This is a genomic window from Leisingera sp. CC-HEC093 (assembly GCF_059429195.1).
In genome coordinates, this window is record NZ_JCAIJR010000005.1 from 19,296 (window position 1) to 33,711 (window position 14,416).

13 protein-coding genes are annotated in these 14,416 nt (G+C 63.8%); 9 read left to right on the plus strand and 4 right to left on the minus strand.

Annotation, left to right across the window (positions count from 1 at the left end; all coding sequences use genetic code 11):
- Positions 1–5 precede the first annotated feature (5 nt).
- From tssH to AC5STB_RS21915, 3 genes are read left to right on the plus strand one after another with little or no spacing between them, the layout of a single operon-like run.
- Complete coding sequence (gene tssH / locus AC5STB_RS21905; RefSeq protein WP_495444982.1) at positions 6–2,651, plus strand: type VI secretion system ATPase TssH; 2,646 nt, start codon at positions 6–8, stop codon at positions 2,649–2,651.
- Positions 2,652–2,687: 36 nt separating this feature from the next.
- Positions 2,688–3,446: a hypothetical protein gene (locus AC5STB_RS21910; protein WP_495444983.1), complete on the plus strand. Its 759-nt coding sequence runs from the start codon at positions 2,688–2,690 to the stop codon at positions 3,444–3,446.
- Positions 3,446–3,826 (plus strand): hypothetical protein, encoded by a 381-nt coding sequence (locus tag AC5STB_RS21915; RefSeq protein WP_495444984.1) that lies wholly within the window; start codon positions 3,446–3,448, stop codon positions 3,824–3,826. Before AC5STB_RS21910 ends, AC5STB_RS21915 begins: the two co-directional genes overlap by 1 nt.
- A gap of 6 nt (positions 3,827–3,832) precedes the next feature.
- Here the strand turns inward: AC5STB_RS21915 and AC5STB_RS21920 are convergent, their stop codons facing one another.
- The 3 genes from AC5STB_RS21920 to AC5STB_RS21930 all read right to left on the minus strand — a co-directional run bounded on the left by AC5STB_RS21920 (position 3,833) and on the right by AC5STB_RS21930 (position 7,927).
- Complete coding sequence (locus AC5STB_RS21920; RefSeq protein ID WP_495444985.1) at positions 3,833–5,773, minus strand: peptidoglycan DD-metalloendopeptidase family protein; 1,941 nt, start codon at positions 5,771–5,773, stop codon at positions 3,833–3,835.
- A 257-nt stretch (positions 5,774–6,030) separates the two neighbouring features.
- Complete coding sequence (locus AC5STB_RS21925; protein ID WP_495444986.1) at positions 6,031–7,437, minus strand: hypothetical protein; 1,407 nt, start codon at positions 7,435–7,437, stop codon at positions 6,031–6,033.
- Between the two features lie 76 nt (positions 7,438–7,513).
- The gene (locus AC5STB_RS21930; RefSeq protein WP_495444987.1) at positions 7,514–7,927 is read right to left on the minus strand and encodes a DUF1036 domain-containing protein; all 414 of its coding nucleotides are present in this window, start codon (positions 7,925–7,927) and stop codon (positions 7,514–7,516) included.
- Between the two features lie 761 nt (positions 7,928–8,688).
- Here AC5STB_RS21930 and AC5STB_RS21935 point away from each other — a divergent pair.
- Genes AC5STB_RS21935 through AC5STB_RS21955 form a run of 5 tightly spaced genes read left to right on the plus strand, consistent with a single transcriptional unit; the run spans position 8,689 to position 11,921 of the window.
- A complete protein-coding gene (locus AC5STB_RS21935; protein WP_495444988.1) occupies positions 8,689–9,126 on the plus strand; it encodes a hypothetical protein in 438 nt (145 codons plus the stop codon).
- A 56-nt stretch (positions 9,127–9,182) separates the two neighbouring features.
- Positions 9,183–9,836: a MotA/TolQ/ExbB proton channel family protein gene (locus tag AC5STB_RS21940; RefSeq protein WP_495444989.1), complete on the plus strand. Its 654-nt coding sequence runs from the start codon at positions 9,183–9,185 to the stop codon at positions 9,834–9,836.
- Between the two features lie 53 nt (positions 9,837–9,889).
- Complete coding sequence (locus tag AC5STB_RS21945) at positions 9,890–10,291, plus strand: ExbD/TolR family protein (protein ID WP_495444990.1); 402 nt, start codon at positions 9,890–9,892, stop codon at positions 10,289–10,291.
- Between the two features lie 2 nt (positions 10,292–10,293).
- The gene (locus AC5STB_RS21950) at positions 10,294–10,695 is read left to right on the plus strand and encodes a biopolymer transporter ExbD (protein ID WP_495444991.1); all 402 of its coding nucleotides are present in this window, start codon (positions 10,294–10,296) and stop codon (positions 10,693–10,695) included.
- Between the two features lie 59 nt (positions 10,696–10,754).
- The gene (locus AC5STB_RS21955) at positions 10,755–11,921 is read left to right on the plus strand and encodes a serine/threonine protein kinase (protein ID WP_495444992.1); all 1,167 of its coding nucleotides are present in this window, start codon (positions 10,755–10,757) and stop codon (positions 11,919–11,921) included.
- A 223-nt stretch (positions 11,922–12,144) separates the two neighbouring features.
- Here the strand turns inward: AC5STB_RS21955 and AC5STB_RS21960 are convergent, their stop codons facing one another.
- Positions 12,145–12,807: a TetR/AcrR family transcriptional regulator gene (locus AC5STB_RS21960; RefSeq protein WP_495444993.1), complete on the minus strand. Its 663-nt coding sequence runs from the start codon at positions 12,805–12,807 to the stop codon at positions 12,145–12,147.
- Positions 12,808–12,941: 134 nt separating this feature from the next.
- Between AC5STB_RS21960 and AC5STB_RS21965 the strand changes: the two genes are divergently transcribed.
- Positions 12,942–14,354, plus strand: a complete 1,413-nt coding sequence (locus AC5STB_RS21965; RefSeq protein WP_495444994.1) for an aminotransferase — start codon at positions 12,942–12,944, stop codon at positions 14,352–14,354.
- The last annotated feature ends 62 nt before the right edge of the window (positions 14,355–14,416 follow it).

Genomic DNA, 14,416 nt, shown 5'->3' on the forward strand with positions numbered 1-14,416 from the left:
CACAGATGACAGAAATCACCATTGAAAAATACGCCGGCAAGATGAACCGGGCGGGCTATGACGCCTTCCTTCAGGGCATGCGCCAGGCCCGCAGCGCCCGCAACCGCTATGTCGATCTCAGCCATTGGCTGTTCCATTCCGTCTCCAACCAGAACGCCGACATTTCCGTCACCCTGCGCCAGCTGGGCCTTGATCGCGGCCGCATGCTCAAGGATCTGTCGGCCGCCATGGACCGGCTCGACAAGAATGTGACTGAAACCCCCGGCATCAGCGATCACCTGTCTGACGCGCTGAACCATGCCTGGACCTATGCCACCCTGTTCTTCGGCGAGGCGCAAATCCGCACCGGCCACGTGCTGACTGCGCTTTTGAACGACCCCGCCCTGCGCCGCCAGCTGCTGCGCTACTCGCCGCTGTTCGAAGGTATCTCCGCCGAACAGCTCGGCCAGGACAGCCGCACGCTCTGGGCCGGCAGCGAAGAGGAAACGATGCGCCCGATGGACGGCGCCAACATCTCCACTGCCGAAGACACCGGCAGCGGCAGCCCTGCCAAGGGCGGCAGCACCGCGCTGGACCGCTTTGCCAAGGACATGACCGCCGCCGCAGCACAGATGGACCCGGTCAAAGGCCGCGACGAGGAAATCCGCCAGCTCACCGACGTGCTGCTGCGCCGCCGCCAGAACAACCCGATCCTGACCGGCGAGGCCGGCGTCGGCAAAACCGCCGTGGTCGAAGGCTTTGCCCAGCTTCTGGCCGCCAACGACGTGCCGCCCAAACTGCAGGGCACCCGCCTTTATGAACTGGATATCCAGTCGATGCAGGCCGGTGCCTCCATCAAGGGCGAGTTTGAACAGCGCCTGAAATCGGTGATTGATGAGGTCCAGTCCAGCCCCGAACCGATTATCCTGTTCATCGATGAGGCCCACACGCTGATCGGCGCGGGCGGCCAGGCGGGCACCGGCGACGCCGCCAACCTGCTGAAACCGGCGCTGGCCCGCGGCACCCTGCGCACCATCGCCGCCACCACCTGGAGCGAATACCGCCAGCACATCGAAAAAGACCCCGCCCTCACCCGCCGCTTCCAGCCGGTCAATGTGGATGAACCCTCGGTCGAGGTCTGCTGCGACATGCTGCGCGGCATTCTGGAGCCGATGCAAAAGCACCACAACGTGCGGATCTCGGACGAGGCCATCGTCAGCGCCGTCACCCTGTCGCACCGCTACATCCCGGCGCGGCAATTGCCGGACAAGGCGGTCTCGCTGCTGGACACCGCCTGCGCCCGCGTTGCCATCAGCCAGTCAGCCGTCCCCGCCCGCATCATGGACACCAAGGCCCGCATCGGCGCATTGGAGGCTGAACTGGAGGGCAAAACCGCCGCCCGCGACCTCGGCGAGCCTGACCCCGAGCGCGAGGAGGAAATCACCGCAGAAATCACCGCACTTAAAGCCAGCCTGGAAGATATCCAATCCAGCTACACGCGCGAGAAGGAGATAGTGGATCAGGTGCTCGCCCTGCGGGCTTCGCTGCAATCCGCAGACCCTGACAGCAGCGAAGACGCCTCCCCCGAGGCGCTGCGCAGCGAGATGCACACCCGTATGGGCGAACTGGACGCCACCAGCCCCGATGACCGCATGGTCTATGCCCATGTGGATGCGCAGGCAGTTGCAGCTGTGATCTCCGACTGGACCGGCATCCCCGCGGGCCGGATGGTCCAGGATGAGCTGGAGGCGGTGCTGACCCTTTCCGACACCCTGCGCGAACGGGTGATCGGCCAGGACCACGGGCTGCGCACCATCGCCAAGCGGATCGAGATCAGCCGCGCAGGCCTTGCCAATCCCAACAAGCCGATCGGCGTTTTCATGCTGTGCGGCCCCTCCGGCACCGGCAAGACAGAAACCGCTCTGGCGCTCGCCGAACAGCTTTATGGCGGCGAACAGAACGTCATCACCATCAACATGAGCGAATTTCAGGAGGCCCACACCGTCTCCCTGCTGAAAGGCGCGCCTCCCGGCTACGTCGGCTATGGCGAGGGCGGGCGTTTGACCGAGGCAGTGCGCCGCAAACCCTATTCCGTGGTGCTGCTGGACGAGGTTGAGAAAGCCCACCCCGACGTGCATGAGCTGTTCTTTCAGGTCTTCGACAAGGGCGTGATGGAGGACGGCAACGGCCGCCTGATCAACTTCAAGAACACCCTGATCCTGCTGACCTCGAATGTCGGCACCGATGTCATCATGCAGATGGCAGGCAACGCGGATGATCAGCCCGGCCCGGAACAGCTGGACTTGGCCTTGAAACCCAGCCTGCTGGAGGTCTTCCCCCCTGCCCTTCTGGGCCGGATCGTCACCATCCCCTATGTTCCGCTCAGCCGCGAGGTTCTGGGCGGCATCACCCGCCTGAAACTTGCCGCCGTTGCAGACCGGCTCAAAGGCGCCCATGGCACAGATCTGGTTTACGGCCAGGACGTGCTCGACCACATCACCGCCCAATGCAACGACCCGGACAGCGGCGGGCGGATGATCGACAACATTATCACCAATTCCATTCTGCCGGACCTCAGCCGCAAACTGCTGCAGGCGCTCAGCTCCGGCCAGGAAATCGCCCGCGTCAGCGTCACAACCGGCCCGGACGGCTTTGAATACACCTTGTCCTGAATTTAGACCGCAAACCCATTTTTTGAGAGAGTATCCATGGCAGAAACCCTGGCCACCGGCCGCTGCACCGTCACCACCGACAGCCGTGAAATCACAATTGAGGAAACCCTGCTTTATGTGGCCGAGATCAACGATGAACTGGCCCAGGCAACCGGCGTCGATCTGGTCAGCGCCGCAACCGCGGGCATCGACAGCGCCGGCGCTGTCAGCATCGTGCGCCGTCTCGGACTGACGGGCCGGGCCTACATCAAACATGTGAACGGCAAGGATTACATCATCATCAAGGGCTATCCCGGTCAGCGCGCCACCCTGCAGGGCACCCGCTACCTCGCCAGCAATCCCAAGGTCGCCAAACTGGTGCTCAGCGGCAAGGACCTGGCCAAGGGCGCGGCCAAGATGACCGGTATCGCCATTGTCGCCTTCACCGCGCTGCGGGTGGTCGAGCACGTGCTTGCGGACAATGATCCGCGCCTCACCCAGCTGATCGGCACTGTGGCCTCGGATGTCGGCAAATTCGCCATCGCGGCAGGCGCGGGCTATCTGGCGGGTCTAGCCGTGGGAACCCTCACCACCATCGCTGCAGGTCCGGTCATCGCGGCCATTGCCGTCGGCATCGGCATGTCGATCCTGCTGGACCGGGTGGACCGCAAGTTCGGCCTGACCGAAACCCTGGTGCGCGCGATTGAGGACACGGTGGATTCCTTTGAAAACCCTCTGCGCAAGCTGGCCCGCCAGATCAACGCCTGGGAGCGGCACCTGGTCAATCAGGCCCTGCGCAACGCGCTGCCGCACTGATGACCAGAAGCGCGGCAGTTGCCGTCCTGGGCGGTTTTTCCCTGCTCGGCCTGCTGGCGGCGGGCTGGGGGCTGTCGGATATCTCCGCGGCCCTCACCGCCATGCAGAGCTGCGCAGCAGCAGCGGTGATCGACAACAGCGCCTTCTGGTTCCTGGGCCTGGCGGTTCTGCCCCTGTTCCTGCTGCTCGCTCCCCTGCCCGGACGCTGGCACGGGCGGGTGCTTGCCGCCATCACCGCGCTGTTCCTGATGCTGCCCGCAGGAGGATTCCTAGTGTTTCAATACAGCGCATCGGCGGCGGGTTATGCGTTTACTCCAGACCTCAGCCTGTTCGGCCTGCGCGAATTCACCGCGCCCCGCCCGCTGGCCTGCGGCGGCTGAGGCCCCTCACAGTTCGCTTAGCACCGCATCGATCTGCGCCTTATAGGCCAGCACTTCGGCGGGCACCGGGACCGCCCTGCCCCGCCCCTGCATCTTGCGGTCAGCCCAGACCAGCAGATCCGCAATCCGCTTGCCCTCCAGGAACGGATTGGCGGCCACCACTGCCGCGCCCAAGACATCCCCAACACCCAGGGAGGGGTCACTGGACAGGGCCTGATGCGCGCCCTCCGCCCCCAGGAAATGCGCCAGATACAGCTGCCCTGCGGTGGTCCGGTGGCCCCGCGCCCGCAAGTAATCCTCGTTTTCCCGTGCCAGGTTGCGCACCATTTCCCGGCTCAGCGCCGGATCCAGCCGCAGCGCCAAAAGCTCCGCCCGCGCCAGACCCTGGGCCAGATCCGGACGGTAACTGCGCATCATCCGCAGCCAGGTGCCCTCGATGAACTGACCCAGCCCGGTCGCGGTGGACAGCGGGTTTTTGGCATCGGCCCGCCCGGCGCTTTCCACCTGCACGATCCGGCTGACCAGCGCATCCACTGCCGCACCGCCGGCCTGCGCCGGATCCACCGGCTGCCCGCCCTGCCACAGTTCAAAATGCAAATGCGGACCGGTGGAGCGCCCGGTTGAGCCGACATAACCAATCAGATCACCCGCCGCCACTTCGCTGCCCGGTGCGATCCCCTCCGCAAATCCGTTCAAATGGGCATAGCGGGTTTCGGCATCTCCGCTGTGGCTGATGGCCACCAGGTTTCCATAGGTGCCGCTGTCTTCCGCCCGCCGGACGCGGCCCGCCTTCGCCGCATAAACCGGTGTGCCTCTGGGTGCGGCCCAGTCAATGCCGTTGTGCTGGCGCATCTCCTTCAGCACCGGATGCTGCCGCGGACCAAAGACGCTTGTCTTCACTCCGGTGACTGGAATTGAAAGCCCGGCGCGCAATCCCGCCACGCCAATGCCGCCCCCTCCGGAAAAGTCGAAACAGCCGAAACCGCTATCCGGTCCGGAACCCGCCGTTATATAGCAGCGCATCTGCCCCGATGGGCCGTCGACCCCGGCAAACAGAACCTGGCCGGCCCCGCGCCCTTCCTGGCCGGGATTGGCGGCAAACACCAGCGTCAGCCGGTCTTTACTGGATACGGGGCGCTCCAGGTCAAAGCGCCTGGACAGCATCACGATCAGCTCGCCGGCCAAATCAGTGGCCATCCCATTGCGCAGCGCCGTGGAATAGACCGCATCCAGCAGCCGCGGCTGCTGGCCCTGTGCCGCCTGCGAGGGCTCACTCCCTGAAAGCTGAAGCAAGTTCTTCCCAGCCCAAGGATCTGCTGCAGGCTGGAACCGCCCCGGACCGGTCTGCGCGATACTGGCTAAGTAGCGCTGCGGCCCGTAAAGGGACAATTGCAGCAACTCCCGCCCCGTTTGCCCCAGCGGCCTCGGCCGCCAGCGCAGCGCCACCAAACTGCCTGGTGCCAGCGCGCCCTCCACCTTCATCAGCCGCTGCGCCGCGCTAGCAATCTTCTCCGCCTCCTGCGGGGTGAAACCACGGCCCTCCAGAAGTCCGCCCAGCGTCTGCGCAGATGACAGCCGCAGCACCGTCTCCTTGAACAAATGCGCGCGCGCCGCCGCCGCGACAACCACGGCAGCGCTGGTGGCATCGTCTGGCTGGGCCAATGTTACAGCGCCCGGCCGGTCTGCACCCGGTTCTTCCGACACAGGCAGCGCCCGGCGCCTATGTGCTTGAAACAGCGCAAAATCATCGCGCTCCGACGGCAGGTGCACCGTCAGCTGCTGCCCTATTGCGAACAAATCATCCTGCAGGACCGTCAGCCGCTGCGGCCCGGGCGGGCCTGCGCGCTCAGGCCGCAGCCCTGGCGGACCCGGCAGCGCCCGCTGCCTCCCCCCCTGCCCGTCTTCCTTCAGATGCAGCAGCATTGGCGCGCGGCGCAGATGCAGCATGGCCCGGTTTTGCGCATTTTCCCGTGCCGGTGCCGGTGCCGGTGCTGCAGCTGTGCTGTCCGCCACCATTGTCAGGCCGGCTTCTTCCTCAATCCCGCGGTTCTGCGCCCAAAACACACTGGCTGCCACCCCGAAGATAAGGACCGCAGCAGCAGCGCCAGACCTGGCCAACAACCGCCGCCGCCGCCGGGCCGCGGCCTTGGCTTTCGCTCTGTGAAAGACAGGATCGACCCGGATGCCCATCGATACCGCGCTGCCTACCGGAACACCCCGCCCAGGGTGGTCCCAGGCGTGATGAGCTGGGCCGGCTGACTGGGCTGCGCAGTCCCAGTCCGGCGAACTTGGTGCCGATTACCGCCGCTGTTTCTGTTTGTGCGCGGGGCTGTGGCGACCGGGCGGGCGCACACAACGTCATCCTGGCTGATGATCAAGCGGAACAATTCTGCCGTCGCGGCCAAAGTCACAGGGCTGCCGCCGCCTGCGGCCTCGAAATACCGGCGTGCCGCGGCCTGCGATCCGCGCCCCCAGTCGCCATCAATCCGGCTTGTGTAGCACCCCATACGGGCCAGTTCGCTCTGCAGGGCCTGCGGCAGCAACTGCGCCGGAGGATCGAACGCCCCGGCATTAATCAGACTCCCGAACAGAGCCGGGTCGCTGTCCCGCAGACGCCGCCGCGCGGCCAGATTGTCATAGGCGATTTCATTGCCCTGCGGGTCTGCCGCGTCTTGCGCCGCTGCAAAAACAGTGCCGTCCGCGCCCTCAATCAGCCCAACAATAACTGAAGGTTCCGGCAACCCCTCTTCCTGCGGCAACGCAGCGATTCGCGACGCTGGAGGGGGCGAGAATATTGCCACGGTGTCCTGCCGCCCCGCGCCGCCTGCGCGCAGACCGTATGCCGGCGCCGCTGCAGGCTGGACCGCAGCAACCGGGCGAACCGCCGTCCGGGCCGGGATAAGGCTGACCGTATCCGCAACGGCCGCCTGCTCGCGCCGGGCCGGGGCGGCGATGACTGTCTTGCTGTTTAACCAGGCCAGCCCATTTCCGGGACCATTTTGCAGAAACGGCTGCAAAACATCCGCAGCGGCGGTGCCTTGCGCCTTTGCCGCCGCTTTCATCGCATCGCTCAGCCGTCCGCCTGTATCTGCCGTTGGACAAGCCTCTCCGGCCCCGGCACTTGCGGCTATCGTCAATGTGACCCCCGCCTTTGCAGAGGCGACAGACAGGTCAGGCAGCGCCGCGGCTTCCGTTGCCGTGCCGGCGCAGTTCTCGACCAGCAGCAGCAGATGCGACAGCCCCGCTGCCGCCAGCGGTTCAATTCTGGGTGCCAGCGCCAGCTCGCGCCCTTCTGCAAGCACTGTGCCATCTGCCTTTACCGGGCCCGCATAATAGACAACCAGCCGTTCCGCTCCCTGCAGCGTATCCAGTGTTTCCTCCACAACGCCATGTGCCGCATTGCGCAACAGCACCAGGTCACCGCCGCTCCAGCCCCGGATTGCCTCGCCTGCATAATACGCGTCAGCAAAAGCCCGTGCAGCGCCGCCGCCGCTGTCGCCGATCACCAGTCCCCGCCACTCCTGCGCCGCCGCTGGCCCGCTGCCGATGCAGACCAGCGCAGCCAGGGCTGAGACGGCCCGGCGGGCCAGGGGAAAATGGACGGGTCGCAATCGCTTCAACCTAAACGCGGTGATCAATAGGTGCTTCATATCCTAAAGGGCGATCTCAGTGGAGCTGAATATCCGGCTATTGCGCCGCAGAGCGCAGGAAAAATGTCCAGCTATCTGCCTGCTGCGTGTCCACCTCATGAAACCGCGCGCCGGTATAGCCCCTGACCAGGCAATCCGATTCGCCACGGATCTGGAAACGCTCCGTGTCCACGCACATGGGTGTCGCCCCCTCAAGAAGCACCCGCCCGAACACATCTTTTGCAAAAACATAAACGAAGCGCGCCTGCAACTTATGGCTGATAACATCAGCACATTGATTTGGCCCGACAACCCACCAGCCTGATGTTTCAAAGGCTCCGTCCTCAAAGGCGCCGAGCGCAAGATTGGCAACATCCAAGGTCTGATTACAGACGGTAAACGCCGCCTTGGCGGGGTGCGCAGTCATCGAACAGACGGCAATAGTGATGAGCAAAAGGTGGCGTATCTGCATGCACTTGTTGCAAATTTTTACTTACCTCCGTTTCTTAACCTCATCTTCCTGCGGGTGAAAGTGGGATATTGGCAACATTTTCAGATCTGGCCCTAAGATCTGCGAAAGAATCCACTGGCGCTGCACAGCAGCATGTCTAAAGTGCCCGGCATGGTACGGTATATCGCGATCAGCGCAGGCCTAGTTTGTCTTTCAGTTGCCGCAGGAGTTGCATTGGTCCTAAGCCACGATGTGGTTTCCGACCAGCGGCGCCTGGCGGCCCTGTTGCCTCCGGCACAGGCTGCGTCCGCGGTCCGGCGGGATGCAAAAGCCGCTGCAACAGCAGCCCTGCCCGGCCCTCAGGCCCAGGCCGCGTCCGTGCAGGCAGCGCAACCTGCCGCCAGTGACCCCGCAGCTCCCGCAGTCTGCTGCTCTGAATCCTCTGCTCCGCGGAGCTCCTGGCCGGCATCTGCGCACCGGGAAACGGTCTCCCCCGCACCCCGGCCTGCGGTTCAAGAGCTGCAAGCGCAGCCTTCGCACGCAGAAGAACTCGCCGCACCGCAGGACACCATCACTGTCGCCGGGGCACAGCCGGCTGCGGCTTCACTGCCGCCGCAGCTCAAACGCAGGGAACCGCATTCCGCGCTTCCCGGTTTCTTTATCGGGGTCTTCCGGTGACTCGGCCATAACGGGTTTTTTCTTCTGAATTTTCCCGGTTGACCTGTGCCGCAGTTTATCGCCCTTATAGCCGCGATTTGATGACCAGACCCACTGAGGAAAAAATGCGTATTCTATCTGCCCTTAAACCCGGGGCATTGGCAGCCGCCCTTCTGGCCCAGGGCGCAGCCCTGGCCGCACAGGAAACCGATCAGTTTCAACTTGATCTGAACGCCGTCACCGAGACTGAAGCCGGTGACTGCCGTCTGACCTACGTTGCAGCGAACCAGTCCGCGACCGCGCTGGAGCGCGCGTCTTACCAAATCGCCCTGTTTGACGGCGAGGGCGTCGTCAGCCGTCTGCTGGTTCTGGAATTCGGCGCCCTGGTCGAAGGCAAAACCAAGATCCTGCAATTCGATCTGACCGGCACGCCCTGCGGCGGGATCTCGCGAATTGTCGTCAACGACGCCCCGGCCTGCACCGCCAGCGACGGCAGCGAAAGCCCGCTTTGCATGGCTAACCTCGTGGCCAGCTCGCGCACGCCCATCCAGTTCGGCATCTGACACCCGCTGCCTCTCAATGACGGCGCGCCGCCTGCGGCAAGCCAAGGAGTATTTTCATGTCCGGTTTCCAGGGCGATTTGTTTGATCCTTATACGCTGACAGTATTTGCGGCCTTGTTCCTGATGTCCTTCACGGTGCTGTCGGTCTTCTTTTTCAAACTGCTCCAGTTCTCCCGCCTGGGCGTGGGAAAGCGCAGTCTCGCCGAGAAGATCATTGATACCTGGCTTTCCGGCCAGGCAGAGGATGCCATGCAGCAGGCCGCTGCGCGGCAGTCGGTTCTGTCCAGGGTTTTGCATGCAGTCTTTACCGGCCTGCAGGCCCGCCCGGGCGAAACCGCATATGCCGAAGAACTGGGGCGGCAGACCGCGATCGCCGAACTTGCCACACTGTCAGACCGGATGCGGACCCTGGAACTGGCGGTGCAGGCGGCACCCATGCTGGGGCTTCTTGGAACGGTGATCGGCATGATCGATGCCTTCTCGGTGCTGGCACAGTCGCAGGCCGCTGCAGATCCGGCTGCGCTGGCAGGCGGCATCTGGACGGCGCTCACCACAACCGCGGCGGGGCTTGCGATCGCGCTGGTGGCCTACTTCCTCGCCAACTGGCTGGACGCCCGGATCGAGCGGGAGCGCAATCTGATTGAGGTTCTGGTTTCTGCGGCCGTGCACGGCCGGGTCGGCCAGACTGCAGGCGCGCAGGCGCGGCTCTGATGCATGCCAGCCGGCTCGGCCTTCCTCCCCGCAAGCGGCGCTTAACCTTTGCGATGACGCCGCTTGCGGACATCATGTTCCAGTTGCTGATCTTCTTCATGCTGTCTTCCAGCCTTACGCCCTTTTCGTTATTGCCACTGCACAACGGCGGCCCTGTGGCTGAACGCCCTGCAGGCGCGGCACAGGCCGCCGCCAGCGCAGAGACCCCGGCTCCAGCCGCCCCCGGCGGCACTGCCCTGTGGAACCTGGAAGCCGGCAAGCTGCAGGTGCAAGGGCAGGAATTCACCTTTGACGCGCTCCCCGGCCTTGCCAAAGCCCTGCGCGAGGACAACCCGGAGGCAGGTGTTGTGGTCATCGTGAAACCTTCGGCCCGGGTTCAGGATGTGGCCAGCGTGCTGGAACAGCTGCGCATCGCCAGGATTACACGGGTCCAGCTCAGCGCAGGAGCCAGCTGACAATGTCCCGACGATCCCTGCTGCCGCCGCATCAGGCCCTGCGTACGCCCGGCACCTCGCTTGCCATCGTCAATATCGTGCTGCTGCTGCTGTTCTTCTTCCTGGCCACTGGATCCCTGCTGCCCGCACCGGAAACCCGCGTGCAGCTGCCTGCAACACAGGACTTGCCTGCCGGCCATTTGCCCAGCCCGCTCCTTGAGGTCGGCCAGAACGGCAGCCTGCACCTTGACGGCACCGCGGTAACGGCCGCTGCTTTGCAAGGCGCCTTTTCTGTCGGCCAGGTTTTGTATGTGCTGATCGACAGCACCGCACCCGCGCTGGACCTGCTGGAGCTGCTTGCACAGCCGCCCTTTGCGGACCTCGATATCAAACTGGTCACCCGTCACAGTCAGGCCGGGGCATGAGCGCTCTTCCCTATGGCCGATCCGCCAGCGGAGGCTGGCTTACCGCGAGCGGAAGTTCTTTGGCCGTTCATATTGCCCTGGGTGCATTTCTCCTGGGCGGCCTGCAGCCTCTCCTGGGCCGCTCCGCCCCGCAGAATGCAACACCGGAGTACCGTGTCACCCTGCAGCGGCTGGACTCCGATACTCTGGCTGGCCTTGCCATTCAGAACGGCCTTGCCGGCGCGGAAGATTCCGCAGACAGCGATACCCGCTTGCCAGAGCTCTTGCCCGCCGCAGACAATGGTCTTGAGGCAGAGAATTTTGCAGGCGATCAGGCATTCGAAGGACTGGACGACACGGCCAAGCCGGTCCAACGGTCTCCCGTCCCGCTGACCGCCGCTTCCCCTGCGCCGGCGACGGATATTGCATCCCCCCTTCTGCCGGTTGAGACCGGCCCGCTGGAACCGGAACTCCTCGCCCCGGTGGCCTCCGGCATTGCTGTGGCACCGGTCGCTGCCGCCGATGGAAACATCACGGCCTTGCGGCCGCTGGCAGCGCTGTCAGGGAACCCTGCCGCTGCAGCAGACCCGCCAGACGCAGCGAAAACACAGCCGCCGCCGCCGCGCGCACAGGATCTCGCTGCAAATGATCTGATTGCCCGAATCCGGGCAAAAGGCGGGCCGGAGTGTCTGCTGGCCTTGCCCCGCAGGGACGGTGAGGACAGCATCGGCCTGGAAATGCTGGCCGCCCGCGATGCGGCCTTTGGGCAATTCACCCAATCTGTCCTCAGTGAAAGCGACAGCACCCTGCGCCAGACCCGGACCCTGCTGGATCCACGCCAATGCCCGGCAGCAGAATACGTCCGCCGCAACCGCGATTACCCGGCGACCCGGCTGGGCCTCCGGCTTAACTCCGGCAAAGTCGCCAGCGGTGAGCGGCTCACTGGCGTGCTGCGCGGCACTGCCGGGAAATACGTCGCGCTCCTGCTGGTGGACAACAATGGCGTGGTTCAGGACCTGCAGCGCTTCCTGTCGCATTCCGGGAACCTCACCCGCTTTGATGTGCCGGTGACATTAGCCGGCCCGGTCCGGGACACGGCGCAGATGCTGATTGCGATTGCCAGCCCCAGCCCGCTGCATCAAATCCGCAACCGCAACGGGCGTCTGGCCCAAGATGTCTTCGCCGGCCTTAGCGGAGACTTGACCGGGTCTGCAGCCCTGGCAGTAACGGCGTTCGACATCAGATAAGCCATTGCAAGAGCCGTTAAGCAAGTAAGCGAATCAATCTGCCGGGATTTCTCCTCCCTGCGCATTTTCTCCCCTGCCCCTTTGCGAAACGCCTCAATGCCCCGCGCAACTTACAGCAACGGATTTAACGCTGCAGGCTGGCCGCATAGACTTGTTTCAGTCACGGCGGCTGCGGCAGGAAACACACTGAGCGCTCCTCAGGTTGCTCCCGTCCAATTGCGGTTCAGAAATACCCAGGAAAAAAAGCCCGCGCCGTGGTCCGGCAGATTTCCACCGCGCCTTCCCGGCTGAACTCGTCCGGATGGGCATGAAAATCAGTCCACAGCCCTTCCAGCAAAGACATGATCGCCATGGCCACCCTCTCGGGATCGCCTTCCGTGCCGCAGGCTTCGCACAGCACCTTGCAGCAACGCCGCACATGGTCATGCAGGGCGGTTTCACGGGTTTCGATGTATCCAGACCCAAGCACTTGCAGGTCCGGCTCGGCGCGAAAGGCAAAGGTCAGCCGGGCGCTGCGCTTGTTCAGCACCGCTTCTGAAAAATCCGTCACAAACAGCGCCAGCATACGGGCGGCGGCATCTTCCGGTGTGCTCACCTCTGCGGCGGCTTGGCTGGTAAAGCTCTGCCAAGCGTCATTGTACTGCCGCGTCATGTGAATCGCGAGTTCACGAATCAAATTGTCCTTGGACTGAAAATGCAGATTGATCATGCCGCGCGACAGGCCTGACTCCTCTTGAATACGGCTGATGGTGGTGCCGCTGACACCGTGCCGGAGGATCACGCTGGCGGCAGCCTCCAGCAGAACCTCCCGGTGCAGATCCTTGCCCGCCTTCCGCTTTTTCCCGGCGTCTTCAGCACTTACCATCTGCCCGCCCCTCTTCTCCATGCCACCGGCCCGCTGCCTTTCCAGCACCCTGCCCGCGATTGCAACAGGTTTCCATCGACAATGAACGATCATTCACTTAAACATATGTATGAACGTTCATTCATTAAAATAGCAACTCTTGACAGAGGGCCGAGATGACCAATCCCAAAAGCAGCTTCGAAAACTTCCAAACCTGGGACAAGGAGAATTACTTCCACCCGTGGGAAGCGCTGGAAGTTCAGGGTGCCGGAAAAGCCGGCAGGACGTTCAGCGAATTCGCCGAAGGCATCTATGTCCACGACGAACACGGCAACAAGCTGATCGACGGTCCCGGCGGCATGTGGTGCATGCAGCTGGGTTACGGAAACACGGAAATCGCCGATGCAATGGCCGCGCAGGCCCGCAGGATGGCCTACTGCTCCCCTTTCAGCGAGGCCACATCCGTGAGCGCGGAATTCGCCCATGCCATCGCCGGCCGGGCACCGGGCGACCTCAACCGGGTTTATTTCACGACCGGAGGCTCCACCGCAGTGGATACCGCAATCCGCTTTGTCCACTTCCGCAACAACCTTCTGGGCAAACCGTCGAAAAAGCGGATCATCACCCGGGCGCATGCCTATCACGGCGGCACCTACCTGACTGCCTCGCTCAGCGGCAAGCCAAGCGAACGCCAGTGGCTCGACACCGACCAGTCCATCCCGCATTTCCTGCCCGACGTGAACGCCTTCCGCCGCCCCCAGGGCATGACGATCGAAGCCTTTTTGGATGAAAAGGTGGCAGATCTGGAAAACGCCATCCTGGACCTGGGCGCGGACAATGTCGCAGCCTTCATCGCCGAGCCGGTGCTGGGCTCCGGCGGCGTGATTGTACCGCCCGCGGGCTATCACAGCCGCTGCCTGGAGGTCTGCCGCAAGCATGACGTTCTTTACATCTCGGATGAGGTGGTCACCGGCTTCGGCCGCCTGGGCCACTGGTTCGCGTCCAAGGAATTGTTCGGCATCACCCCCGATATCATCACCTGCGCCAAGGGGCTGACCTCCGGCTATGCCCCGATGGGCGCCGCGATCTTCTCCGACCGGCTGTTCAGGGATATTGAAGGCGAAGTCTCCAAGGGCGTCTATTTCACCAGCGGCTACACCTATTCCGGCCATCCGGTCTGCGCCGCCGCGGGCCTGAAGAACATTGAGATTTTCGAACGCGACGGCATCCTGGACCATGTCCGCAAGGTGGCCCCGCACTTCCAGAAACGCTTGCACCAGATGCAAGCGCTGCCGCTGATTGCGGATGTGCGCGGCATCGGATTGGTGGGCTGCATCGAATGCTCTCTGACCCGCGGCGGCCAGGCCAGCGCTGAAACCGACGCCGCCATCGGCGCCGTGATCGACGCCCGCTGCCAGGAGCTGGGGCTGATGGTCCGCCCCTACGGCAGCATGGCGATCTTCTCTCCGCCGCTGGTGATCACCGAAGCGCAGATCGACACCATGTTCGACATTCTGACCGAAGGCGTTGAGCGCGCCACCCGGGACCTGCTGGGCCAAGGGCTGGAACTGGAAACGGCACAAGCGTGAGCCAGGCATCTGAAAAGAAAGAACAGCCCATGATCCCCAGCCGGCAGCACGCCTGTTTCCGG

Bases quoted from the DNA above. Each gene is read 5' to 3' on its own strand.
- tssH (WP_495444982.1), top strand. From the start codon at position 6: ATGACAGAAATCACCATTGAAAAATACGCCGGCAAGATGAACCGGGCG.
- AC5STB_RS21910 (WP_495444983.1), top strand. From the start codon at position 2,688: ATGGCAGAAACCCTGGCCACCGGCCGCTGCACCGTCACCACCGACAGC.
- AC5STB_RS21915 (WP_495444984.1), top strand. From the start codon at position 3,446: ATGACCAGAAGCGCGGCAGTTGCCGTCCTGGGCGGTTTTTCCCTGCTC.
- AC5STB_RS21920 (WP_495444985.1), bottom strand. From the start codon at position 5,773: ATGCTGCATCTGCGCCGCGCGCCAATGCTGCTGCATCTGAAGGAAGAC.
- AC5STB_RS21930 (WP_495444987.1), bottom strand. From the start codon at position 7,927: ATGCAGATACGCCACCTTTTGCTCATCACTATTGCCGTCTGTTCGATG.
- AC5STB_RS21935 (WP_495444988.1), top strand. From the start codon at position 8,689: ATGCGTATTCTATCTGCCCTTAAACCCGGGGCATTGGCAGCCGCCCTT.
- AC5STB_RS21940 (WP_495444989.1), top strand. From the start codon at position 9,183: ATGTCCGGTTTCCAGGGCGATTTGTTTGATCCTTATACGCTGACAGTA.
- AC5STB_RS21945 (WP_495444990.1), top strand. From the start codon at position 9,890: ATGACGCCGCTTGCGGACATCATGTTCCAGTTGCTGATCTTCTTCATG.
- AC5STB_RS21950 (WP_495444991.1), top strand. From the start codon at position 10,294: ATGTCCCGACGATCCCTGCTGCCGCCGCATCAGGCCCTGCGTACGCCC.
- AC5STB_RS21960 (WP_495444993.1), bottom strand. From the start codon at position 12,807: ATGGAGAAGAGGGGCGGGCAGATGGTAAGTGCTGAAGACGCCGGGAAA.
- AC5STB_RS21965 (WP_495444994.1), top strand. From the start codon at position 12,942: ATGACCAATCCCAAAAGCAGCTTCGAAAACTTCCAAACCTGGGACAAG.